Genomic DNA, 24765 nt, shown 5'->3' with positions numbered 1-24765 from the left:
AGGAGTTGCCCGGTGAACCCACAGACAGATGAATATTGGATGCGTTATGCGCTGGAGTTGGCGCGTCGTGCGTGGGAGCAGGGCGAGGTTCCAGTGGGTGCGGTGCTGGTGCAGGGCGATAACGTGATTGGAGAGGGCTGGAATCGTCCGATTGGTCAGCACGATCCTACCGCGCATGCGGAGATCATGGCGCTGCGTCAGGGCGGCAAAGTGCTGGAAAACTATCGTTTACTGGATACGACGCTGTATGTAACGCTGGAGCCTTGCGTGATGTGCGCCGGTGCGATGGTGCACAGTCGCATCACGCGGTTAGTATTTGGCGCCAAAGATGAGAAAACCGGTGCGGCGGGTTCTTTACTGGACGTTATTGGTCATCCCGGCATGAATCATCAAATCCAGATTGATTGCGGTGTGTTGGCAGACGAGTGTGCCGGGATGCTGAGTGACTTCTTCCGCATGCGTCGCGAGCAAAAGAAAGCGCTGCGACAGGCGCAGCGCAGCGGTTAATTCATCGCAATTTTCGGTTCGACTGCCGGGTAACCGGCGCCTAATTCCGCTTCCAGCGCCGACTGTTGCGCGATGCGCTTCTCTTGCTCCTGCAAATATCCCACCAAACTGATCTGATACTTACGAATATTCTCCACGTAGTTATAAGCTTCGTGGCCGCGTGCGTAACCGTAAGTGGTTTGCGTGTAGTAACGTTTCTGGCTCAGCATTGGCAAGCGCAGCTTCACATCTGCCCAGCTATCCGGGTTGCCGCCCTGTTTCGCCGTCAGCTTACGCACGTCCAGCATGTGCGCGTAGCCCATGTTGTAGGCCGCCAGCGCGAACCAAATGCGCTCATCTTCAGGTATCGTCTCCGGCACCTTTTCCATCATGCGCTTGAGATATTCACTGCCGCCGCGAATACTCTGCTCGGGATCGAGCCGATCGTTCACGTCAAGGCTGTCCGCAGTATTGCGCGTCAACATCATCATGCCGCGCACGCCGGTGGGCGAGGTGGCCTGCGGATTCCAGTGCGACTCCTGATAAGAGATCGCCGCTAACAAGCGCCAATCCATGGTGGCGGAATACTTCTCAAACAGCGGTTTGATATCGGGCAGCGTATTATCGATGGCGCGCAGGAAAGTACGCGTATCTACGTAATCGAAAGTGCCGACGTGACCAAGATACTTCTCTTCCAGCCGCGCCATCGCGCCTTCTTCACCCATTTGGCTATAGAAGTCGAGCATGGCCGCATTCAGACTGTCATCATCGTTACGCGGCAGATACCATGTCACCGGCTCTTCATCCGTCACATCAAATGCCACCGCCAGCTGCGGATGAATGCGTTGCAGCAAGCCAATGGTGACCGAATCACCCACGGTATAATCCAGCTTACCGTCGGCGACGGCTTCAAGCAGCGCTTTCTGCCCTTGATCGGTGGAGATCGCCCAGTCGAGATCGGGATAGCTGTCAGCTTTGGCGGAACGTAAAGTTGACAGATATGCCGAACCGGACTGCACAATCAGGCGGCCTTTAAGATCGCCGAGATTTTTCGGGCGAGGCTTATCAATGCGGTACACCAGCTGCTGCGACACCGAATAGTAGCTCGGGCCACTTTGATAGTGCGCAAGGCGTTCGCTGTTATAGATCAAACCGGCGGCAAGCAAATCCGCTTTACCATCATCCAAATCGTCAAACAGATCGCCAAGGTTAGGACGCACCTCAACTTCCAGTTTCACGCCAAGATAATCGGCGAAGCGCTTCGCCAGCTCGTAATCCATTCCGGCTGGTGCATTGTTAATGGTGTAGTAAGTCAGCGGAGAGTTCACCGTGCTGATGCGCAGCACTCCGCGTGATTTGATCTGTGATAGCGCGTCTTTTCCTCCCCCGTACCACGGGATGGAGGGCCACAGTGCTAGCGCAAGCAGCACGGTGATCAGACCGATAAACAGATAGTTTATTTTTAGGCGTTTCAAATAGTTGTCTCGTAATGGCTCACAGGCCTCTGTCTTTTAAAAGGCAGTATTTATGTTGTTTTAACTCCCAGAGCGAGGGGCATTTTGCGCAACAAAAAGAGGCAGGGCAACTTTTATAGCAAGAATTGTGCAAAATTCAGCCAAACGCCAGGTGCCAGAATTTATGCGCAAACGGTTTCGTATCCCGTGCTGTTTCTCTATAATACCGCCCGTTTTCCCCTGTTGCGCCCAATGAAGCGTCGCCCGGCACTTCAAAGACGAGAGATCTTTAATGATGGAAATTCTGCGTGGTTCGCCCGCTCTGTCGGCATTTCGTGTAAACAAACTGCTGACCCGCTTTCAGGACGCTCACCTTCCAGTGAGTGATATTTACGCCGAGTACGTCCATTTTGCCGATGTCAGCGCACCGCTCAGCGCGGATGAACACGCCCGCCTGCAACGCCTGCTGAAATACGGTCCTTCTCTCGCCGAACATGCGCCACAAGGGCGTCTGTTGCTGGTTACGCCGCGTCCCGGCACCATCTCGCCGTGGTCATCGAAAGCCACCGACATCGCACACAACTGCGATCTGCCCCAGGTGTTACGCCTTGAGCGCGGTATGGCTTTCTATGTGCAGGCCCCCGAGCTGACGGAAGCGCAGTGGCAGCAGCTTGCCAGCCTGCTGCATGACCGCATGATGGAAACCGTATTCGCTGACCTCAGCGATGCGCAGCAGCTGTTTGCCCATCAGCCGCCGCAGCCGCTGAAAAGCATCGACGTGCTGGGCGCAGGCCGCCGCGCGCTTGAACAGGCCAATACCACGCTGGGCCTGGCGCTGGCCGATGATGAGATCGATTACCTGCTTGATGCCTTTACTAAGCTGGGGCGTAATCCTAACGACATTGAGCTCTACATGTTTGCGCAGGCAAACTCCGAACACTGCCGTCACAAGATCTTCAACGCCGACTGGATTATTGATGGCGAAAAGCAGCCGAAATCGCTGTTTAAAATGATCAAAAACACCTTTGAACATAACCCTGAGCACGTGCTCTCGGCCTATAAAGACAATGCCGCGGTGATGGAAGGTTCTGAGGTTGGTCGCTTCTACGCGGATGCGCAGCAGGGCGAATATCAATTCCATCAGGAAGAAGCGCACATCCTGATGAAAGTCGAAACCCATAATCATCCAACTGCCATTTCGCCATGGCCGGGTGCCGCGACCGGTTCCGGTGGCGAAATCCGCGATGAAGGCGCAACCGGCCGTGGCGCGAAACCAAAAGCCGGACTGGTCGGTTTTTCGGTTTCGAACCTGCGCATTCCAGGCTTCGAACAGCCGTGGGAAGAGGATTTCGGTAAGCCGGATCGCATTGTCACTGCGCTGGACATCATGACCGAAGGCCCGCTGGGCGGCGCGGCATTCAACAACGAATTTGGTCGTCCGGCCCTTAACGGCTACTTCCGTACCTATGAAGAGCGCGTTAACAGCCACAATGGTGTAGAACTGCGCGGCTACCACAAGCCAATCATGCTGGCGGGCGGTATCGGTAACATCCGTGCCGATCACGTACAGAAGGGCGAGATTGTGGTGGGCGCCAAGCTGATCGTGCTGGGCGGTCCGGCCATGAACATCGGTTTGGGCGGCGGTGCGGCTTCTTCGATGGCTTCAGGCCAGTCAGATGCCGATCTTGATTTTGCTTCGGTACAGCGCGACAACCCGGAAATGGAGCGCCGCTGCCAGGAAGTCATTGACCGTTGTTGGCAGCTAGGGGAAGCCAACCCGATTCTGTTTATCCACGACGTCGGCGCGGGCGGTCTCTCGAACGCGATGCCAGAGCTGGTCAGCGATGGTAACCGCGGCGGCAACTTTAACCTGCGCGACATCCTCAGTGATGAGCCAGGCATGAGCCCGCTGGAAGTGTGGTGTAACGAATCGCAGGAGCGTTATGTGCTGGCGGTGGCGCCAGAGAAGCTGGCGCTGTTCGATGAGCTGTGCCAGCGTGAGCGCGCGCCGTATGCGGTGATTGGTGAAGCGACTGAAGAGCTGCATCTGAACCTCGCCGACAGCCATTTCGACAATAAGCCAATCGACATGCCGCTCGACGTGCTGCTGGGCAAAACGCCGAAGATGACGCGCGATGTTGCCAGCCAGCAAGCCAAAGGCGATGCGCTGCAGCGTGAGGGTATTACGATTGCTGATGCGGTGCATCGTGTGCTGCATTTGCCAACCGTGGCGGAAAAAACCTTCCTGATCACCATCGGCGATCGCAGCGTAACCGGCATGGTCGCGCGCGATCAGATGGTGGGTCCATGGCAGATCCCCGTTGCCAACTGCGCCGTCACCACCGCCAGCCTCGATAGCTATCATGGTGAAGCATTCTCCCTTGGTGAACGTGCACCGGTCGCGCTGCTCGACTTCGCGGCTTCCGGTCGCCTGGCGGTAGGCGAAGCGCTGACCAACATCGCAGCCACCTCAATTGGTTCACTGCAACGCGTCAAGCTATCTGCGAACTGGATGGCCGCAGCCGGCCACCCGGGAGAAGATGCGGGTTTATATGCCGCAGTGAAAGCGGTTGGCGAAGAGCTGTGTCCGGCGCTGGGTATCACTATCCCAGTAGGCAAAGATTCGATGTCGATGAAAACCCGCTGGCAGCAAGGCACCGAGCAGCGTGAAATGACCTCGCCGTTGTCATTAGTGATCACCGCGTTTGCGCGCGTTGAAGATGTGCGTCGCACCGTCACGCCGCAGCTGCAGGCCGATCAAGACAATCTGCTGCTGCTGGTGGATCTGGGTAACGGCGCTAATACCTTGGGCGCAACCGCGCTGTCGCAGGTTTATCGCCAACTTGGCGACAAGCCAGCCGATGTGCGTGATGCCACTCAGCTGGCTGGCTTCTTCAATGCTATTCAGGCGCTGGTGGCCGAGCAGAAACTGCTGGCCTACCACGATCGTTCCGACGGCGGCCTGCTGGTGACGCTGGCAGAAATGGCCTTCACCGGACACTGCGGTATCGACGTTGATATCGCCGCGTTGGGCAGCGATGCTTTGGCAGCGCTGTTCACCGAAGAGCTGGGCGCGGTACTGCAAATCAACGCCGCGGATCGCGCTGCAGTGGAGCAGGTGTTTGCTGACCACGGCCTGAGCGCTAACGTGCACGTGATGGGTAAAGCGCTGCCGGGCGACCGCTTCGTGATCCGTTCTGGCGACAGTGCAGTGTACAGCGAAAGCCGCACCACGCTGCGTACCTGGTGGGCAGAAACCACCTGGCAGATGCAGCGTCTGCGTGATAACCCAGCCTGTGCCGATCAGGAGCATGAAGCGAAGAAAGATGACAAGGACCCAGGTCTGAACGTGCATCTAACCTTTAAGCCAGAAGAGGACGTTGCGGCACCGATGATCGCCACCGGCGCGCGTCCGCGTGTGGCGGTGCTGCGTGAGCAGGGCGTCAACTCCCACGTGGAGATGGCGGCGGCTTTCCATCGCGCTGGCTTTACTGCGGTTGACGTACACATGAGCGATCTGCTGGCCGGTCGTCGCGGCCTGGAAGAGTTCCAGGCGCTGGTTGCGTGCGGTGGTTTCTCTTACGGTGACGTGCTGGGTGCGGGGGAAGGTTGGGCCAAATCCATCCTGTTCAACGGCCGCGTACGTGATGAGTTTGAGAACTTCTTCCATCGTCCACAAACGCTGGCGTTGGGCGTTTGTAACGGCTGCCAGATGATGTCGAACCTGCGTGAACTGATTCCAGGCAGCGAACTGTGGCCACGCTTTGTGCGTAACCAGTCCGAGCGCTTTGAAGCGCGTTTCAGCCTGGTCGAAGTGGCGGCGAGCCCATCGCTGCTGCTGGACGGCATGGTAGGATCGCACATGCCCATCGCCGTATCACACGGCGAAGGTTTTGTCGAAGTGCGTGACGGTGCGCATCTGGCACAGCTGGAGAGCAAAGGTCTGGTGGCGCTGCGCTTCGTCGATAACTTTGGCAAAGTGACGGAGCGCTATCCGGCGAACCCGAATGGCTCTCCAAACGGCATCACCGCAGTCACCAACGAAAGCGGTCGTGTGACCATTATGATGCCGCATCCTGAGCGCGTGTTCCGCACCGTGAGCAACTCATGGCACCCGGCAGAGTGGGGCGAAGACAGCCCGTGGATGCGTATCTTCCGCAATGCGCGTAAGCAGTTGGGCTAAGCGTTAATCTTGAGTTGTTTTGCTGGTGCGCATCAATGCGCACCTTACAAGGCCGCCTAACCGCGGCCTTTATTTTTTTGTAGGGTCGCCATTAATGGCGACCTGGCTAAAAACCGCACAAGTATGCAAACTGTCGGAAAAAGGCGACAATCCCGCCATGCCAGTGTCGTCAAAAGGTGACATTTAACCCATTGATTTATAATGTTGAAAAATGAGGGCTCTTAACGCGTTGCTAATTGGCGACACTTGTATCTGACCAATCGGTCCGCTTTACCGACAATTCTCGCTGCCTTGTTGGCACTCCTCTGATAATCAACACTATTTATTTTCTGGCACGATACTTGCTATACTCACATTGTGGCTCATTCTCCTGTTTATGATTGCCCCGCTTAGGCGGTTGAGCTCATAAAAACTGAATGACGCACCAAACGGAGCCTGTCGTCCACCTCACCGATAATCGCTTGCTTTGCAACGTTATCAAACATCGGACGCAACGTTGAGTTAGGCTCCACCTATTTTGTAAGCGATGCTGCGGCGTCGCTCTCACGGCAGGCCAAAAGGCCTGCCGTTTTCATATCCGGCCTTTCCTCCGTTTTGATACTTCGCTAGCATGCCTGCAGCTCACATTTAAGGAAGCGCGGTTGTGAAGAAATGGCGTTTGTTCCCCCGATCCCTGCGGCAGTTGGTGTTGATGGCCTTTCTGCTGGTACTACTGCCATTGCTGGTGCTGGCATGGCAAGCGTGGGAAAGCCTCTCGGCGCTGAGCAATCAGGCGGCGGATACCAACCGCAATACCTTCACCGACGTTCGTCGTAGCGAGGCAATGGCGCGTACCGCCCTTGAGCTGGAGCGTAGCTATCGCCAATATTGCGTATTAGGTGATGTGTCACTGGCGAAGCTATATCAAACACAGTGGACGCGCTACGGCCAGATGCTGAGCAGCCACGCCGCCAGTTTGCCCGATCTTCCCTCTTTTAAAGTGCTGCAAACCACTTTGCCGCAGCTGCAGCAGATGCAATGCGATAACGGGAATCCCGAAGCTCAGGCTGGTAGTGCGCTGGAACGATTTTCCGACGCCAACACGCAAATGGTTCAGGCGACGCGTGAAGTGGTGTTTTCGCGCGGCCTCCAGCTGCAGCGTGAAATTGCCGATCGCGGTCAGTTCTTTGGCTGGCAGGCACTGATTCTCTTCCTGATTAGCCTGGTGCTGGTTTTGCTGTTTACCGGCATGATCATTGGCCCAGTAAAACGTGTTGAACGCATGATTAATCGTCTGGGCGAGGGCAGATCGCTGGGTGATAGCGGCAGTTTTCGTGGCCCGCGCGAGATTCGCTCGCTGGGACAACGCATTGTCTGGTTGAGTGAGCGTCTGAGCTGGCTCGAAGCGCAGCGCCATGAATTTTTGCGCCATCTCTCCCATGAACTGAAAACGCCGCTCGCCAGCCTGCGCGAAGGGACAGAACTCCTGGCCGATCAGGTCGCTGGACCGCTGAATGCCGAGCAGCAGGAAGTGGTGGCGATACTCGATACCAGCAGCCGTCATTTACAGCGGCTGATTGAACAATTGCTGGATTACAACCGCAAGCTGGCCGATGGCCCCCTGACGCTGGAACCGGTTGCGTTAAATGACATCATCGCTGCGGTACTGAAAGTACATTCACTGCCGGCTAACGCGCGAGCACTGACAACGCACGTAGATTTGCAAGTTCATCACTGCCTGGCGGAAGCCACGCTGCTGCAGCGCGTCATTGATAACCTCTATTCGAACGCCGTGAACTACGGCAGCGAATCCGGTAACATCTGGCTGCAGAGCCAGCAGAAAGGCAACCAGGTGTGGATTGAGGTGGCAAACACCGGCACACCAATTCCGGCTGAAGAGCAGGCGATGATTTTCGAGCCCTTTTATCAGGGCAGCCAACAGCGTAAAGGGCCGGTTAAAGGCAGTGGGCTAGGTTTAAGCATTGCCAAAGATTGCCTGCGCAGGATGCAAGGTGATTTGCAGTTGGTAACGCGCAAGGATGCGGATGTCTGTTTTCGTATAATTTTGACGACCAGCGCCGGGAATGCCTGATTAATGAAATTAACCCTATGCAAATTTGTGAGCTGTGCATTGCTGGCGTTGGGCCTTAGCGCCTGCCAGGCCCCCTCACGCGATCCTGCGCAGCATAATGGCGCCAGCTTGCCTGAGCCGGACGTGCGTCTGCCCGATTATCTGGCGACCGATTGCCAAAACCTGTGGCAAATCGAAACGCCAGCCGCTGTAAGTAACCCGCTTTACTGGCAGCGCGCCATTGATTGTGCAGAGCGCTTATCACCTGCTGAAGCGCGCGCCGAAGCGCGTCGCTGGCCGGTACAGGGATGGGCGCGCGCCTTTAAGCAAGGCATCTTACTGTCGAACGGCAACGTGACGCCGGTTGAGCGCCGCACTTATGTCGATACCTTAGATAGTTACGGCACCTTTTATCCGGCGTCAGTTCGGCCGTTGCTGCAGCTGTGGCGCAGTAATCAAGCGGCCCAGCTGCAGCTGAGTGAAGCGCGTGGACGTTACGCTGCCCTGCAGCAGAGCAACGATGCTGAAATGGATAACCTGCGCCAGCAGCAAACCAAAATGCGTCAGTCGCTGGTGGATACCCAACGCAAACTCGAGCGTTTAACGGATATTGAACGCCAGTTGTCATCGCGCAAAGCCGCAGACAGCAGCGACACATCGCACGGTAGCGATGTGCAAAGTGAGGATCAGTAATCATGAAACAAGCCGCACGCTTACTGCTGGTGGATGACGATCCGGGCTTACTGAAATTGCTCGGTATGCGTCTGAGCAGTGAAGGTTATCAGGTGGCGACGGCGGCCAGTGGCCCGGAAGCGTTGCGTCATCTGCAAAAAGAGAAGGTCGATTTAGTGATAAGCGACCTGCGCATGGATGAGATGGACGGTCTGGCTCTGTTCGGCGAAGTCCAGAAACGTCACGCGGGATTACCGGTCATCATCCTCACCGCCCACGGTTCGATTCCGGAAGCCGTCTCGGCGACCCAGCAAGGCGTGTTTAGCTTTCTGACAAAACCGGTGGACCGTGATGCGCTCTACAAAGCGATTGATGAAGCGCTGGCGCAGCGTGCGCCCATCGGCGATGAGGGATGGCGTGAAACGATTGTGACGCGTAATCCGCAAATGCTGCGTCTGCTGGAGCAGTCACATATGGTGGCGCAATCCGACGTCAGTATTTTGATCAATGGTCAAAGCGGCACCGGTAAAGAGGTATTGGCGCAGGCGATTCATGCGGCCAGCCCGCGCGCGACAAAACCGTTTATTGCGATTAACTGCGGCGCGCTGCCGGAGCAACTGCTGGAATCTGAGCTGTTTGGCCACGCCAAAGGCGCGTTTACCGGTGCCGTTAGCGCACGCGAAGGCTTGTTCCAGGCTGCGGAAGGCGGCACGCTATTCCTTGATGAAATTGGTGATATGCCGCAGGCGCTACAGGTGAAACTGCTGCGTGTTCTGCAGGAGCGCAAAGTGCGCCCGCTAGGCAGCAACCGCGATTTAACTATTAATGTGCGTATTATTTCGGCGACGCATCGCGACTTGCCGAAAGCGATGGAGAAAAAAAGTTTCCGCGAGGATCTTTACTATCGCCTCAATGTGGTAAATCTCAGAATTCCCGCGCTGCATGAGCGCGCGGAAGATATCCCGCTGCTGGCCAATCATCTGCTGCGTCAGTCCGCCGATCGCCATAAACCCTTTGTGCGCAGTTTCTCTGTCGATGCCATGAAACGGCTGGTGGGCGCGTCGTGGCCGGGTAATGTACGCCAGCTGGTGAATGTGATTGAGCAGTGCGTAGCGCTAAGTACCGCACCGGTGATCGGGGATGCGCTAGTGGAGCAGGCGCTGGCCGGAGAAAATACTGCGTTGCCTACTTTCGTTGAGGCACGCAATCAATTTGAGCTGAACTATCTGCGCAAGCTGCTGCAGATGACCAAAGGAAATGTGACTAACGCCGCGCGTCTGGCTGGACGTAACCGTACTGAATTCTATAAGCTGCTGTCGCGCCATGAATTGGACGCCAGCGAATTTAAAGAGTAGCTTGCTGCGGCAGCGTCAGGAACAATTATACTAACGGTATCCGTCCATCATGGAGGGAGTTAAAAAGGATCTGTCATGAAAAAGATCGATGCAATTATCAAACCATTCAAACTCGATGATGTACGTGAAGCTTTAGCCGAGGTAGGCATCACCGGGATGACCGTCAGTGAAGTGAAAGGTTTTGGGCGTCAGAAGGGCCATACTGAACTGTATCGCGGTGCCGAGTACATGGTCGATTTTCTGCCAAAGGTGAAAATCGAAATGGTGGTGGGTGACGACATCGTCGACACCTGCGTAGAAACCATTATGAAAACCGCGCAAACCGGCAAAATTGGTGATGGCAAAATCTTTGTCTTCGACGTGGCGCGCGTGGTACGTATTCGTACCGGTGAAGAGGACGAAGAGGCAATTTAAGCCCCTCCGCGCATTACCTGAAAAAGCCTGCCTTGCGCAGGCTTTTGTTTTAAAGCACTTTGTGTGGGCCAAACACTTCGTAGTGAATGCGATCGGTGTTTACACCCGCATCAATTAACTGACGTGCGACAAACTGCATGAACGACAGCGGGCCGCAGATCCAGAATTGACGATCGGCCTGATTGAGTGCGGAAGAGATACTCGCCAGATCCATCAAGCCTTGCGCATCGAAGCGCCCGGCATCGGTGGCTGCCGGCTGGCGATACCAGATGTATGGCGTGAAGTTTGGCAGACGTGCACCGAGTGACTGCACTTCTTCAGCAAAGGCATGTTGTGAACCCGCTTCAGCCGCATGCAGCCAGTTAACTGCGGCAGGGTGTTGTTGCTCGGCAAGATTTGCCAGCATCGCCAGCATGGGCGTTTGACCAACGCCAGCCGAAATCAGCGTAACGGGCGTCGTAGGTTGCGCCTGCAGGAAGAAATCGCCAGCTGGCGCAGCGCACTGCACGATATCTCCGACCCGCGCGTTATCGTGCAGCCAGCCCGAGACGCTGCCTAAGGCTTCGCGCTTCACGGCAATTCGATAAAATTTGCCGTTAGGCTGATGCGTCAAAGAATACTGGCGGTGCTGGATATTTTCACTGCCCGCTGGATGCAGGCTAATGGCCAGATATTGACCGGGCAGAAAGGCCGCCACCGGCATGCCATCATTTGGCAACAGCTCAAAGCTTTTGATCACGGAGCTTTCCTGTTTGATGGCGCGAATACGGAAATCACGCGCGCCGCGCCAGCCGCCTATTTTCTCTTCGGACTCACGATAAATGGCTTCTTCTCGCTGAATAAACACATCCGCCAGCACGCCATAAGCTTTACCCCACGCGGTTAACACCTCTTCACCCGGATGCAGCAGCTCATCAATGGTTGCCAGCAAATTTTCTCCGACGATGGCGTACTGATCGGGCTGAATATTTAAGCTGGCATGCTTCTGGGCAATTTTTTCTACTGCAGGCAGCAGTACGGCCAGATTTTCCAGATTGCTGCCATAAGCGACGATCGCATTGAACAGCGCTTCCCGTTGATTACCACTGCGTTGATTGTTCATGTTGAACACATTTTTCAATTCGGGATGCTGCGTTAGCAGGCGCTGATAAAAATGGCCGGTAAGCTGGGGGCCGATTTGCGCTATAGCAGGCAAGGTCGATTTGATAATGGCGATAGTTTGGGCATCAAGCATGGTGAAATCCTTAGGGTGAATTTAAACATGTATTTTAAATGCATCTTAAGTTCAATCTAAGCGCCTGTAAATCCCTCGTAATGCTTAAGGATTAAGCAAGAAAGGTGCGGGCTGGGCCGCAAACCTGAAATTTTATCGGGATTAGAGTGAGGAAATATCATGATTTACTGGCTGCAATAAAAGCGTAAAAAACCCGTTCCAACGCCATGCCAATCGATTGCGCAAAAAGAGGGTGTTGGCGCTACCGTCACCTGGCAAAACCGTTTACACTGTTCGCCTTCGCCCCTTTGCCGGGGCCTAAACTGCCGTTAAAAAGTAAGCTGAGTCAGGAGAGTCCGGATGTTAAAGCGTGATATGAACATTGCCGATTATGATGCCGCGTTGTGGCAGGCGATGGAGCAAGAGAAAGTGCGTCAGGAAGAGCACATTGAACTGATTGCTTCTGAAAACTACACCAGCCCACGCGTAATGCAGGCACAAGGTTCACAGCTCACCAACAAATATGCTGAAGGCTACCCGGGCAAGCGCTACTACGGCGGCTGCGAATACGTTGATATCGTTGAGCAGCTGGCAATTGATCGTGCTAAAGCGCTGTTCGGCGCAGACTACGCTAACGTGCAGCCGCACTCGGGGTCACAGGCCAACTTCGCGGTATATACCGCGCTGCTGCAGCCGGGCGACACCATCCTGGGTATGAACCTGGCGCACGGTGGTCACCTGACGCACGGTTCTCCGGTTAACTTGTCTGGCAAGCTGTATAACGTTATCCCTTACGGCATCGATGAAACCGGCAAAATCAATTACGACGAACTGGCTGAGCTGGCGCAAACCCACAAGCCGAAAATGATCGTAGGCGGATTCTCTGCTTACTCTGGTATTTGCGACTGGGCCAAAATGCGTGAAATCGCTGACAGCGTTGGCGCGTACCTGTTTGTTGACATGGCACACGTTGCGGGTCTGATCGCGGCAGATGTCTATCCAAACCCTGTTCCACATGCTCACATCGTCACTTCGACCACCCATAAAACCCTGGCGGGTCCACGTGGCGGCCTGATCCTGGCGAAAAACGGTGACGAAGAGCTGTACAAAAAACTGAACTCCGCGGTGTTCCCGGGCGGTCAGGGTGGTCCTTTGATGCACGTGATTGCTGGTAAAGCGGTGGCGTTCAAAGAAGCGATGGAGCCAGAGTTCAAAACTTATCAGCAGCAGGTTGCTAAGAATGCCAAAGCGATGGTGGAAGTACTGCTTGAGCGCGGCTACAACATCGTTTCGGGTGGCACGCACAACCACTTGTTCCTGATCGATTTGGTAAGCAAAAATCTGACCGGTAAAGAAGCGGATGCTGCTCTGGGCCGCGCCAACATTACCGTAAACAAAAATAGCGTACCAAACGATCCGAAAAGCCCATTTGTGACGTCTGGCGTCCGTATTGGTACTCCAGCCGTTACCCGTCGCGGCTTCAAAGAAGCTGAAGTCCGTGAATTAGCGGGCTGGATCGCCGACGTGTTGGACAACATTAACGACGAAGCAACTATCGAACGCACTAAGCAGAAAGTGTTGGATATCTGCACTCGTCTGCCGGTATACGCGTAAGTTTTACGCTTGCCGATGCGGTATAAAAAAGGATGGCGTAAGCCATCCTTTTTTTATTGCCGTGGCCGCGGGGCTCTGACAAAGTAGCGGCCACTCATGCTGCTGAGCAGCATTTTTTGCTGGAGGGAATATGGCAATCGGCTCGGCCAAATGGCTCGGATTAGGCTACTTTACTTACTTCTTTTGCTACGGTATTTACCTGCCTTTCTGGAGCGTCTGGCTAAAAGGCACCGGTCTGGATGCCGAAAAAATTGGCCTGCTCATTGGCTGCGGCATGGTGGCTCGTTTTGTGGGGAGTTTGCTGATTGCTTCCCAGGTGAAAAATCCCTCGCAGCTCATCACCGCGCTACGCCTGCTGGCGTTAATGACATGTCTGTTTGCGATCGGCTATTGGATTGGACAGCAGTGGATGTGGCTGCTGTTAGTCATGGTGGGCTTTAACCTGTTTTTCTCGCCTTTGGTGCCCCTCAGCGACGCATTAGCCGCAACCTGGACCCAGCAAATCGGCCTGGCTTACGGCCCGGTTCGCCTTTGGGGATCGCTGGCATTTGTCATCAGTTCCGCCTTGACCGGCATGTTAGTCAGCGCCTTTTCATCACAGGCAATTCTTGTGCTGCTGTCATTGGGGGCGATGAGCATGTTAGGCGGCATGATGTTAACGCCAGCGACGAAGCCACAAGGCAATGAACGTCAGGCAACGACCGACGGAGGCTGGCAAGCATGGCGTGAGCTGCTGCGTGAAAATGCCGTATGGCGTTTCATGCTGTGCGTAACGTTATTGCAGGGCGCGCATGCAGCCTATTACAGTTTTAGCGCTATCTGGTGGCAAGAGAGTGGCTATTCAGCGTCAATTGTCGGTTATTTGTGGTCGCTGGGCGTGGTGGCCGAAATCGTTGTTTTTGCCCTCAGCAGCAAGCTGTTCCGCCGCTGGACCGCGCGCGATCTGCTACTGCTATCTGGCGTATGCGCCATTGTGCGCTGGACGTTGCTCGGTTCCAGCACGGCGTTGCCGCTGCTGATCGTGGCGCAGATTCTGCACTGTGGTAGCTTTACCGTTTGCCACCTGGCTGCGATGCGCTTTATTGCCGCACGCAAAGGCGCAGAAGTGATTCGTTTGCAGTCGCTGTACTCCGCGCTGGCGATGGGCGGCGGTATTGCGGTAATGACGATGATTTGCGGCGTACTTTTCACCCATCTGCAAGGACACCTGTTTTGGGTGATGGCCCTCGTGGCGCTTCCGGCACTGTTCCTGCGCCCGCGCGTGGCTTAAGTCTCCAGCAGCTGGCGAATGCGCTGCTGCTGATGGCTACTCAGCGGCAGCTCGGCATGAATCAGCGGCGGTGAAAAAAGCGGTAACGAGATAGCATAGGGCGTGATGACCAGCGCAATATCACGTGATGCCCCTTCACGCTGAAAGTGCATCACGTCTTGATAAGTGATGTTGATCGGCAACAGCGTCATCTCACGTAGCTGCTGCTCCAGCAGCTCTTCCAGCGCCGAATCTGCGCCGGTCAGCAGCAGGACCTGTTTTTCCTGCAGCGCACTTTCCTGCATCAGCCAGGCACCAAATAACACCGCCACCAGGCTCACTTCCTCAGCGCTAAAACGCGTGCCAAAATCACTGCTGAAATGCTGCAGTGCGCGCTCCGTAGTGCGCAGCAGGCGTGGGTAAAGCCGTGCCACATCCAGCGCCACGCTGTTATCGATACCGATAGCGAAATGGCTGCGGTCCAGCGCCTGCGCCAGATGGGTAAAGAGTTGCAGGGTGAGCTCAGGCTGATTCCTGAACTGTGTCTGCGCCAATTGTTCAAAGCGTGCGATGAGCGCGTGTACCGCACCCATCAGTTTCACCGCCTGAGGATCGCGGAGCTGTGCACCATCAGGCGCGTGAATCAGGCTAAACAGCAGCGTCCAGAAATCGGTTTCGCTCACATCAGGCGCTATATGGCAGCGTTTCTGCCAATGGTGGATAACATCATCAGCGGCGCTTCGTTCTATCTTCTCTGCCAGCCACGCGCGCTGCGCCTCGCTAAAGATGGCGTTTTGGCGCTGGCACAGGGAATATTTCATAAAGATCTGCAAAAACAGACGATCGCGTGGGCTAAACTCACGCGCGAGTCGCAGGCTACAGTGCTGAATTAACGCCTGCAGATTGGTTTCATCCCAGAGCGCTTTCTCAATTTTCAATACTTTCAGGCGCTGGCGCAGAACCGGGGCAAAATGCTCGCAGACGAAATCCTGCGACAAACGCAGCGCGCGTCGCAGCCAGTGGATCAGGCAGAGTCGCCTGTCCAGTTCCGTCCCATGAATGCGGAAGCTGCCATCTACCATCTGGTGTAGCTCCAGTTGATGGTAACGCTGTATCTCCTCTCCCACATCCGCGATATCCTGTCTGGCGACAACAGGCGCCACGCCATTTAACTGGCAGAGCTTTTCAAGCGTCAACGCGGGAGCGGGCAGAAATAGCAGCAGTAGCAGATGACAACGACGCTGGGAACGGCTGAAGAGTGGTGCAGAAGAAGGTGCAGAACTCATCAAGGGTTAATCCGCAGGTCATTTTTGAGCTAAGAATAGCTAACTCCACGTGGTAGCCCTGTACTTTGTCGTGACTTTTGTTCAGAGCTTTAGGGCGGGTCACAATTTTTCTGGACCACTCTCCACTTCACTTTAAAATTGTTACGTTATAACACATGAAAATTGCTCTCATTACGTTTACGCTGTTGTTCAGCACGCTAGCCTGGTCCCATCCGCATAGCTTTATTGATATGAAAACCCAGTTCATCAGTGAAAACGATCGTTTAAGTGGTATGAAAATGGTCTGGACCATGGATGAAATCACCTCGGCTGACCTGCTCTACGACGCAGGAAAAGCGAAGCCCGGCGATGTGGTGTGGAAAAAGCTGGCGGCGCAGGTGATGGCTAACGTGCTGGGTCAGCACTACTTCACCGAAGTGTGGCAAGACAAAAATCGGGTTAAATTCCTCAACTTGCCGAAAGAGTACAACTTGTCGCGTGCGGGTAACAAAGCGGTGCTGGAGTTTATTGTGCCGCTGGGGGAGCCGCAGTCATTAAGCGCGAAGCAGTATCGCATTCAGACGTTTGATCCGAGCTATTTCGTGGATATGTATTACGACAATCCGCAGTCATTAACCATGGACGACACCGTTAAATCACACTGCCAAATCGATTTGCATACGCCTAAACCCGATGACTCGCTCAAGCAGTATGCGCTGTCGCTGGATAAGGCCGATGCGCCGCCGGAAGATATGGATCTCGGCCAGCAATTTGCCCAAACGGTAACCCTGACATGTCATTGATTTCTTCTCCTTCACGTCGTCTATGGCCGCTGTGGCTAATGGCGGTGCTACTGCTGCTGGCTGGCGTGCTGCTTTGGCAGCATTGGACGCAAATTTTGCTGCAAAGCGTGCTGTGGCAAAAAGTTCTCAATCGCGAGATGACGCAACTCTTGCAACAGGTGGCTGAAAAACCGCAGCAGGCGGGGGGAACGCTGATGCTGTTTAGCCTGGCGTACGGCGTGCTTCACGCGCTTGGCCCGGGGCATGGCAAAGTGGTGATCAGTACGTTTCTCGCAACGCATCCCGCGAAGCTCAAAACCAGCCTGAAGCTGACGCTATTGGCGGCATTGTTACAGGGCGGCGTGGCGATCGGTTTAGTCACGATGATGCTGGTGGTGCTGCAGACCTCATCACGTCAGCTGCATCTCGGCAGCTACTGGCTGGAGAAGGGCAGTTATCTGCTGGTGATTGCGCTTGGCGTGTGGGTAGGCTGGCGTGCACTACGTTTGCTGAGCCAATATTTACGTCCTGCGCAGAGAATGCAGATTCGAGCGATTCATCTGCAGCATCAGCATGATGAATACTGCGGTTGCGGCCACGCGCATCTGCCAACGGCGGCGCAGATGGACAAGGCAGTGAGCGCTAAAACGCAGGCGCTGGTGGTGCTCTCCATGGGTCTGCGGCCCTGTTCCGGTGCCATTATGATGCTGCTGTTTTCTAAAGTAATTGGTGTTTATGTCTGGGGTGTGGCATCAGCCGTGGCGATGGCGGCGGGCACTGCATTAACCGTTTCGGCACTGGGTTTATTGGTGCAGCGTTCACGTACACTGGCGCTACGTTTAGGAAATTCACGTGGCACCGGCCAGTCAGCAAAGCTGCTGATGCCGCTGCTCGCTTTATTGGGAAGCGTGCTATTAATCGCTGCAGGCGTTGCTTTGTGGCAAAGTGCTTCGCCGGATATTGGCGGCGGAATTCGTCCTCTCATTTAAGTAAAAAAAATAATAAGCGCGGCGGGAACATCCTTCCGCTGCGTTTATTTTTGTTCTCTACTTCATATAATTAAATATCTCATTCGTCGTTATCTGGTGAAAATAGCGTTCTCTTACTAAGCTCAATTACACCAGTGAGACTTCTGGTCCATTTAGCAATAATAAAAAATTATCGTGATATTTTGCGAGGAGAGAACGATGCCTGAATCTCGGATTAATAATGGCAGCGTGGAAACTGTGCATGAAGCCCATGTCGGTTTACCGTTGAAACGTATTTCCTGGAGCGCAGTATTTGCCGGCGTTATCGCTGCGCTAATCATCCATATATTATTAGGTATTTTAGGTACAGCCATTGGCGCGACATCCATCGATCCGCAACAGGAACAAAATCCGCTGCAACATCTGGGCACGGGGGCGTTAATTTGGACCGGCGTAAGTATGCTGTTGGCGATTGGTGTAGGTAGCTATGTCGCTGGACGGCTGGCGCAACGGGAGGGCGCACTACATGGGTTATTGATGTTTGGTGTGAGTACCATTTTAACCCTGTGGCTGGCGATAACCTTAGCAACCGGTATTATTGGCGGCGCTTTTAATATTTTAGGTGCGGGTGTTAATGCCGTAGGCAGTGGAATTTCAGCCGTTGCGCCATCGGTAACCAATATGGCAAAACAACAGCTTCAGGAAAATAACATTAATCTGGATGATTTAAAGAATGAACTGCAAACGACCCTTCGTCAGACGGGTAAGCCGGAATTACAACCTGAAAATTTACAAAAAGATGTAAATAGCGAAGCAAATAATGCGCAGGATCAGGCGAAACAAAGCGCGCAAAATCCACAAAATGCGGATACCGATCTGGCAAATTGGCTGAAAGGGGTAATGAGTCGTCATTCCGATACCTTACAAGCGGCCGATCGCGACGCACTGAAAAATATTATTAAAGCTCGTACCGGTAAAAGCGATCAGGAAGTTGATCAAATTGTTACGCAGACCGAGCAAAGTTACCAAAAAGCCGTACAGCAGTATCAGCAGTTGAAACAGCAAGCGGAGCAGAAAGCACGTGAAGTTGCTGAGAAAGCGGCTGCGGCAACGGCAAAAGCAAGCTGGTTTACCTTCTTTATGCTGATCATCGAAGCGGTTCTGGCGGGCGTTTTGGGGCGGATTGGTCGTAAGACACAGCCGCATCAGGTATTAAGTCACGAACGTCGGTAATAAAAAAGGCGGCTGATTCAGCCGCCTTCTCTTACTTAGCGCTTCAGCGCTTCACTTAATTCTTCACGCATGGTGGCCAGCATCGCTTTAACCACGCGTGGGTTACCGGCGACAATGTTACCTGACATCAGGTAACCGTGGTTGCCGGTAAAGTCAGTCACCAGGCCGCCCGCTTCGCGTACCAGCAGTTCGCCCGCCGCAAAATCCCACGGCTTCAGGCCAATTTCAAAGAAACCATCCACGCGTCCAGCCGCCGTGTAAGCCAGATCCAACGCAGCCGAACCGGTGCGACGAAAATCCGCACACTGGGTGAACAGTTTGCCTACGATATTAATGTAAGGAGTGGCATGCTGCTTCAGCTTGAACGGGAAGCCGGTAGCCAAAATGGTGCCGTCCAGATCGCGAGCGGTGCTGCCGCGCAGACGATAACCGTTCAGCTGTGCGCCCTGACCGCGTACGGCGGTGAACAGTTCGTTGCGCATGGGATCGTAAACCACAGCCACTTCGGTGCGGCCTTTGATGCGCACAGCGATAGATACTGAGAAGTGGGGTAAACGTTTAATGAAGTTGGTGGTGCCATCCAGCGGATCGATTACCCATTGAATGTCTTGATCTTCGCCCGCCAGTTCACCGCTTTCTTCGGTGATGATGGTGTGTTTCGGGTACGATTTACGAATTACTTCGATAATCAGACGTTCTGCGTCGCGGTCAACATTGGTAACGAAGTCGTTGCTGCCTTTTTGGCTGGCTTCGACAGCGTCCGGGGTTTCGTAATTCTTGGCAATTAAATTTCCGGCCTTGCGCGCTGCGCGCACGGCGATGTTGAGCATCGGATGCATCGGTATCTCTCGCTGGATGTTAAAGAACGGGGAAAACGGCGCGGAGTATATCAGTGTGTTCAGCAAATGTCCTACTTTTATGTTAGGATGCGCGCCATCATTTCCCTGATCGCCTCTAATTATGCTGCAAAATATCCGAATCGTACTGGTAGAAACGTCTCACACCGGCAACATGGGCTCTGTCGCACGCGCCATGAAAACCATGGGTTTAACCAACCTTTATCTGGTCAACCCGTTGGTAAAACCTGATTCTCAGGCCATTTCCCTCGCCGCCGGCGCCAGCGATGTCATTGGCAATGCGCGCATTGTCGATACCATGGATGAAGCCATTGCCGGTTGTAGTTTAGTCGTCGGCACCAGCGCCCGTTCGCGTTCCCTGCCGTGGCCTATGCTTGACTCGCGTGAGTGCGGCATTAAAAGCGTGGAAGAGGGCAAGCAGGCACCGGTTGCGCTGGTATTTGGCCGTGAGCGGGTGGGGTTGACCAACGAAGAGTTGCAGAAGTGTCATTACCATGTGGCGATTCAGGCCAATCCGGAATACAGCTCGCTAAATCTGGCGATGGCAGTGCAGATCATCGCTTACGAAGTGCGGATGGCGTGGCTGGACGCGCAAGATAAAGCGGCGCCGGTTGCCGAGCCTGAAGAATCGCCGTATCCATTGGTCGACGATCTGGAGCGCTTCTATCAGCACATTGAGAAGATGATGTTGAACAGCGGCTTTATTCGTGAAGGCACGCCAAGCCAGGTGATGAGCAAGCTGCGTCGTTTATACACGCGCGCACGTCCGGAACGCGATGAGCTGAACATCCTGCGCGGCATGATGGCCTCATTCGAAAAGCGCAAAGGTAATGGGGATAATAGTTGAGTGAAACAGTTGGTTAAATAGTTGAGTAAATTACTTGGTTAAATAGTTGACCGTTTTACTCGGGAATGTCAGACTGGCGTCAATTCATCAGATAACCCGCCGATAACCGGACGGACGCTTACGAGGTTGTATGCTATGAGACTGACATCCAAAGGACGTTATGCCGTAACCGCTATGCTGGACGTTGCACTGCACTCACATGAAGGCCCAGTGCCGCTAGCTGACATTTCTGAGCGTCAGGGCATTTCGCTATCCTATCTGGAGCAGTTATTCTCACGCTTACGTAAGCATGGCTTAGTGGCCAGCGTTCGTGGTCCGGGCGGCGGTTATCTGTTAGGTAAAGACTCTGGCGCCATTGCCGTGGGTGCGGTAATCACCGCCGTTGATGAATCTGTCGACGCCACCAAATGCCAGGGTAAAGAAGGCTGCCAGGGCGGCGAGCGTTGCCTGACGCACGTTCTGTGGCGCGATCTGAGTGAGCGCATCAGCGACTTCCTTAACAACATCACGCTGGCGGAACTGGTGAATAATCAGGAAATCCTCGATGTTGCCGATCGTCAGAACGCGATCGACAATCGCCGCTTCCAGCAGCATCGTGTGCAAGAAACCATCAACGTTAATCTCCGCGCGTAATTGATCTCACTTCGGCCTTTCCTGCTAAGGTAGGTTAGGCCGAAGCATGCTATAAAGACGTATGATTTTTTATACGGAGTTTTAGCGCAATGAAATTACCGATTTACCTGGATTACGCAGCCACCACGCCTGCCGATCCACGTGTTGCCACCAAAATGATGCAGTTCCTCACCATGGATGGCACCTTCGGTAACCCCGCTTCCCGTTCTCACCGTTTTGGCTGGCAGGCTGAAGAGGCCGTTGATGTTGCTCGCAATCAAATTGCTGAGCTGGTCAATGCCGATCCGCGTGAAATCGTTTTTACCTCTGGCGCAACAGAAGCTGATAACCTGGCAATTAAGGGGGCAGCACAATTCCATCAGGCGCGCGGCAAACACATCATTACCAGCCAAACCGAACACAAAGCGGTGCTCGACAGTTGTTTGCAGCTGGCGCATGAAGGCTTTGATGTCACTTTCTTACAGCCGGGCAGCGACGGCATTGTCACGCCGCAGATGCTTGAATCTGCACTGCGCGACGATACGGTGCTGGTGTCGCTGATGCACGTTAATAATGAAACCGGTGTGATTCAGGATATCGCTGCCCTCGGCGCGCTGTGCCATGCGCGAGATGTGCTGTTCCACGTTGATGCCACCCAAAGCGTCGGCAAGTTACCGATTAACGTCAGTGAACTGCCGGTGGATATGATGTCGTTCTCGGCGCACAAGCTCTATGGCCCCAAAGGCATCGGTGCGCTGTGGGTGCGACGTAAACCGCGTCTGCAAATCGATGCGCAGATGCACGGTGGTGGACACGAGCGTGGTATGCGATCAGGCACTTTGCCGGTGCACCAGATTGTTGGCATGGGCGAAGCCTATCGCATTGCGCGTGAAGAGATGAGCAGCGAAATGGCGCGTCTGGCTGAGCTGCGCCAGCGTCTGTGGAGCGGCATCAGTAAACTGGGTAATGTGAACCTCAACGGTTCGCTCGAACAGGGCGCACCAAACATCCTCAATATCAGTTTTGCCCACGTTGATGGCGAATCGCTGATTATGGCGCTGAAAGATCTGGCGCTCTCATCCGGTTCCGCCTGTACCTCGGCCAGTCTCGAACCCTCATATGTACTGCGCGCAATGGGCGTTGAGCAGGAGCTGGCACACAGCTCGCTGCGTTTTTCGCTCGGACGTTTCACTAGCGCAGAAGAAATTGAGTACGCTATCGAACTGGTTAACAAAGCGGTAACGCGCCTGCGGGCAGTATCGCCTGCGGCAACCTCCCGCTAATTCATGCACCCCTTGCGCCGGTTCTGGCGCAAGGTGACACCTAACGCAAACGGAGCCACGCGATGACAACACAACCGATGATAATTACGCTCAGCTCCCAGGCCGCCGACGCGCGCTGGGGTGACAAAGCATTGCTGAGCAGCAACGAAAGTGGCATGACCGTTCACCTGACTGGCGCCGACGCGCTGATGAGCATCCAGCGCGCCGGGCGCAAGCTGGACGGTCAGGGCATTCGCCACGTTGCGCTGCACGGCGAAGGCTGGGATTTGGAAAAATGCTGGGCATTCTGGCAAGGCTATCGTAGCCCGAAAGGCAAGCGCCAGGTCGAGTGGCCGGAATTCAATGAAGCCGATCAAGCTGAATTTGAGCGTCGTTTGAAGATCGTTGATTGGGTTCGCGACACCATCAACCTGCCGGCGGAAGATCTCAGCCCCGAGCAGCTGGCGCATAACGCGGTTGATTTGATCAGCGAAGTCGGCGGCAAAGCGGTGAGCTATCGCATCACCAAAGGTGACGATCTGCGCGAGCAGGGATATGCCGGCATCCACACCGTTGGGCGTGGTTCCTCGCGCGTACCGGTACTGCTGGCGCTTGATTTCAACCCAACCGGCGATGAAGCTGCACCGGTTTATGCGTGTCTGGTGGGTAAAGGTATTACTTTTGATACCGGCGGTTACAGCCTCAAGCAGAGCGCTTTTATGGATTCAATGAAGTCCGACATGGGCGGCGCGGCAACGCTGACCGGCGCACTGGCGTTAGCGATTTCGCGTGGTCTGAACAAGCGCGTGAAACTGTTCCTGTGCTGCGCAGACAACATGGTGAGCGGCAACGCGTTCCGTCTGGGTGACATCATCCGCTATCGCAACGGTAAAACCGTTGAAGTAATGAACACCGATGCGGAAGGCCGTCTGGTGCTGGCCGATGGCCTGATCGATGCCAGCGAGCAAAATCCAGAGCTGCTGATTGATGCCGCCACGCTGACGGGCGCAGCGAAAACGGCCTTGGGCAACGATTACCACGCGCTATTTACCTTTGACGATGTGCTGGCCGAATCGCTGCTCGGCAGCGCAACCGGTGAGAACGAAGCCTTCTGGCGTCTGCCGCTGGCGGAATTCCATCGCAGCCATCTGCCTTCAAACTTTGCCGACTTGAATAACATCGCCAGCCCGTCACACGCGGCGGGTGCCAGCAGCGCGGCCGCGTTCCTGTCGCATTTCGTCAGCAAATACCAGCAGGGCTGGCTGCATATTGACTGCTCTGCCACCTATCGCAAAGGTGCGGTGGATCAGTGGTCCGCCGGTGCAACCGGTTTAGGTGTGCGTACCGTCGCCAATCTATTGCTGAAATAATCCCCATCACGGCAGGCGCAGGCCTGCTTTTTTTGGAAATGACTACATGAGTAACCGTCTTGAAGAGGTGCTGAAGTTGGCCGCCACTGAGCCTGCGCACCGTCCGGAATTTTTCCAACTGCTGCTGGAAGCCGATGTTTGGGTACCTGGCGAAAGTCCTGCCGAACAGTTTGATGCCACCTCACCGGTTGAGTTACAGCACTGGGAAAAAGAGGGCGGCGGCAGCGTAATCCCGTTCTTCACTTCCGAAGAAGCGATGGGCGAGGCGATCAAAGGTGAACAGCCGTATCTGCGCATGCCGGTGCGTACGCTGTTTGAGATTACACAGGGCGACACGCTGTTTCTCAATGCGAAACTGCCTGCCGGCAAAGAGTTTTCGCCGGGCGAAATTGCCCATTTGCTGAGTGAAGAGGGCAGTGCGCTGAGTCAGCAAACCGTGCTGGAAGGCGGACAAGCGCTGCTGCTCTCCGAAGTGGCAGAGCCACCGGCGCAGATGATTGATTCGCTGACGCAGCTGTTTGCCAAGTATAAGCAGGTGCGCCGTGCTTACGTTGCCAGCATTCGTGAAAGCGCAGCGGAAGAGCCGAATCTATTGATTGGCATCGAAGCGGATAGCGATATTGATGAGATTATTCAGGCAGCGGGCGGGGTGGCAACCGATACGCTCGCCGACGATGCACCGATTGATATCTGTGAAGTGGTGAGTGAAGATCGCGGCGTCAGCCATTTCTTTACTGCCCACATTACGCCTTTTTACGAGCGTCGCTGGGGCAGTTTCCTGCGCGATTTCAAAGGCAGCCAGCGGATTATTTGATGTATTGCCTGGTGCGCATGAATGCGCACCTTAGATGTAGGGGCGCCATTCATGGCGACCTGATC

General features: G+C 54.7%; 20 protein-coding genes. 16 read left to right on the top strand and 4 right to left on the bottom strand.

Annotation, left to right across the window (positions count from 1 at the left end; all coding sequences use genetic code 11):
• The first annotated feature begins 12 nt into the window (after positions 1–12).
• Positions 13–507, top strand: coding sequence for a tRNA adenosine(34) deaminase TadA (gene tadA / locus ACIP6T_RS10725; protein ID WP_097096405.1), 495 nt, complete (start codon positions 13–15; stop codon positions 505–507).
• Here the strand turns inward: tadA and mltF are convergent.
• The gene (gene mltF / locus ACIP6T_RS10720) at positions 504–1961 is read right to left on the bottom strand and encodes a membrane-bound lytic murein transglycosylase MltF (RefSeq protein WP_097096406.1); all 1458 of its coding nucleotides are present in this window, start codon (positions 1959–1961) and stop codon (positions 504–506) included. The genes tadA and mltF overlap by 4 nt on opposite strands.
• A gap of 271 nt (positions 1962–2232) precedes the next feature.
• Here mltF and purL point away from each other — a divergent pair, with 271 nt between their 5' ends.
• From purL to glnB, 5 genes are all read left to right on the top strand, one after another.
• On the top strand, positions 2233–6123 hold the full coding sequence (gene purL, locus ACIP6T_RS10715) for a phosphoribosylformylglycinamidine synthase (protein ID WP_400456841.1): 3891 nt from the start codon (positions 2233–2235) through the stop codon (positions 6121–6123).
• Between the two features lie 643 nt (positions 6124–6766).
• Positions 6767–8194 (top strand): HAMP domain-containing sensor histidine kinase, encoded by a 1428-nt coding sequence (locus tag ACIP6T_RS10710; RefSeq protein WP_345828711.1) that lies wholly within the window; start codon positions 6767–6769, stop codon positions 8192–8194.
• 3 nt (positions 8195–8197) lie between these two features.
• Positions 8198–8866 carry a two-component system QseEF-associated lipoprotein QseG gene (gene qseG / locus ACIP6T_RS10705; RefSeq protein ID WP_345828713.1) on the top strand — a complete coding sequence of 223 codons (669 nt, stop codon included), beginning with the start codon at positions 8198–8200 and terminating at the stop codon, positions 8864–8866.
• Positions 8867–8868: 2 nt separating this feature from the next.
• The gene (glrR, locus tag ACIP6T_RS10700; protein ID WP_345828715.1) at positions 8869–10200 is read left to right on the top strand and encodes a two-component system response regulator GlrR; all 1332 of its coding nucleotides are present in this window, start codon (positions 8869–8871) and stop codon (positions 10198–10200) included.
• Positions 10201–10275: 75 nt separating this feature from the next.
• Positions 10276–10614 carry a nitrogen regulatory protein P-II gene (gene glnB, locus ACIP6T_RS10695; protein ID WP_007886217.1) on the top strand — a complete coding sequence of 113 codons (339 nt, stop codon included), beginning with the start codon at positions 10276–10278 and terminating at the stop codon, positions 10612–10614.
• A 49-nt stretch (positions 10615–10663) separates the two neighbouring features.
• Here the strand turns inward: glnB and hmpA are convergent, their stop codons facing one another.
• The gene (hmpA, locus tag ACIP6T_RS10690) at positions 10664–11848 is read right to left on the bottom strand and encodes an NO-inducible flavohemoprotein (RefSeq protein ID WP_400456836.1); all 1185 of its coding nucleotides are present in this window, start codon (positions 11846–11848) and stop codon (positions 10664–10666) included.
• 339 nt (positions 11849–12187) lie between these two features.
• Between hmpA and glyA the strand changes: the two genes are divergently transcribed.
• Positions 12188–13441: a serine hydroxymethyltransferase gene (gene glyA, locus ACIP6T_RS10685; RefSeq protein WP_097096412.1), complete on the top strand. Its 1254-nt coding sequence runs from the start codon at positions 12188–12190 to the stop codon at positions 13439–13441.
• A 130-nt stretch (positions 13442–13571) separates the two neighbouring features.
• The gene (locus ACIP6T_RS10680; RefSeq protein ID WP_400456833.1) at positions 13572–14711 is read left to right on the top strand and encodes a 3-phenylpropionate MFS transporter; all 1140 of its coding nucleotides are present in this window, start codon (positions 13572–13574) and stop codon (positions 14709–14711) included.
• Here ACIP6T_RS10680 and csiE read toward each other — a convergent pair.
• Positions 14708–15976 carry a stationary phase inducible protein CsiE gene (csiE, locus tag ACIP6T_RS10675; RefSeq protein WP_400456831.1) on the bottom strand — a complete coding sequence of 423 codons (1269 nt, stop codon included), beginning with the start codon at positions 15974–15976 and terminating at the stop codon, positions 14708–14710. The genes ACIP6T_RS10680 and csiE overlap by 4 nt on opposite strands.
• 155 nt (positions 15977–16131) lie before the next feature.
• Between csiE and ACIP6T_RS10670 the strand changes: the two genes are divergently transcribed.
• From ACIP6T_RS10670 to ACIP6T_RS10660, 3 genes are all read left to right on the top strand, one after another.
• Complete coding sequence (locus tag ACIP6T_RS10670) at positions 16132–16758, top strand: DUF1007 family protein (RefSeq protein ID WP_400456829.1); 627 nt, start codon at positions 16132–16134, stop codon at positions 16756–16758.
• A complete protein-coding gene (locus tag ACIP6T_RS10665) occupies positions 16749–17726 on the top strand; it encodes a nickel/cobalt transporter (RefSeq protein WP_400456827.1) in 978 nt (325 codons plus the stop codon). The genes ACIP6T_RS10670 and ACIP6T_RS10665 overlap by 10 nt, the downstream gene beginning before the upstream one ends.
• A 198-nt stretch (positions 17727–17924) precedes the next feature.
• Positions 17925–18938 (top strand): hypothetical protein, encoded by a 1014-nt coding sequence (locus tag ACIP6T_RS10660; protein WP_400456825.1) that lies wholly within the window; start codon positions 17925–17927, stop codon positions 18936–18938.
• Between the two features lie 35 nt (positions 18939–18973).
• On the opposite strand, the gene suhB is transcribed toward ACIP6T_RS10660, so the two are convergent.
• Positions 18974–19777, bottom strand: coding sequence for an inositol-1-monophosphatase (suhB, locus tag ACIP6T_RS10655; protein ID WP_345829858.1), 804 nt, complete (start codon positions 19775–19777; stop codon positions 18974–18976).
• Between the two features lie 121 nt (positions 19778–19898).
• Between suhB and trmJ the strand changes: the two genes are divergently transcribed.
• The 5 genes from trmJ to sseB all read left to right on the top strand — a co-directional run bounded on the left by trmJ (position 19899) and on the right by sseB (position 24700).
• Positions 19899–20642, top strand: coding sequence for a tRNA (cytosine(32)/uridine(32)-2'-O)-methyltransferase TrmJ (gene trmJ, locus ACIP6T_RS10650; protein ID WP_400456823.1), 744 nt, complete (start codon positions 19899–19901; stop codon positions 20640–20642).
• Between the two features lie 135 nt (positions 20643–20777).
• Positions 20778–21275 carry a Fe-S cluster assembly transcriptional regulator IscR gene (gene iscR, locus ACIP6T_RS10645; RefSeq protein ID WP_097096419.1) on the top strand — a complete coding sequence of 166 codons (498 nt, stop codon included), beginning with the start codon at positions 20778–20780 and terminating at the stop codon, positions 21273–21275.
• Positions 21276–21364: 89 nt separating this feature from the next.
• Complete coding sequence (locus tag ACIP6T_RS10640; protein ID WP_400456820.1) at positions 21365–22537, top strand: IscS subfamily cysteine desulfurase; 1173 nt, start codon at positions 21365–21367, stop codon at positions 22535–22537.
• Between the two features lie 62 nt (positions 22538–22599).
• On the top strand, positions 22600–23886 hold the full coding sequence (gene pepB / locus ACIP6T_RS10635; protein WP_097096421.1) for an aminopeptidase PepB: 1287 nt from the start codon (positions 22600–22602) through the stop codon (positions 23884–23886).
• Between the two features lie 46 nt (positions 23887–23932).
• Positions 23933–24700 (top strand): enhanced serine sensitivity protein SseB, encoded by a 768-nt coding sequence (sseB, locus tag ACIP6T_RS10630; protein WP_097096422.1) that lies wholly within the window; start codon positions 23933–23935, stop codon positions 24698–24700.
• The last annotated feature ends 65 nt before the right edge of the window (positions 24701–24765 follow it).

It is taken from the genome of Pantoea sp. NPDC088449 (assembly GCF_044753225.1).
Classification (GTDB): Bacteria; Pseudomonadota; Gammaproteobacteria; order Enterobacterales; family Enterobacteriaceae; genus Pantoea; species Pantoea floridensis.
The sequence above is the reverse complement of the archived record's forward strand: the minus strand, read 5'-3'. Positions and strand labels throughout refer to the sequence as shown.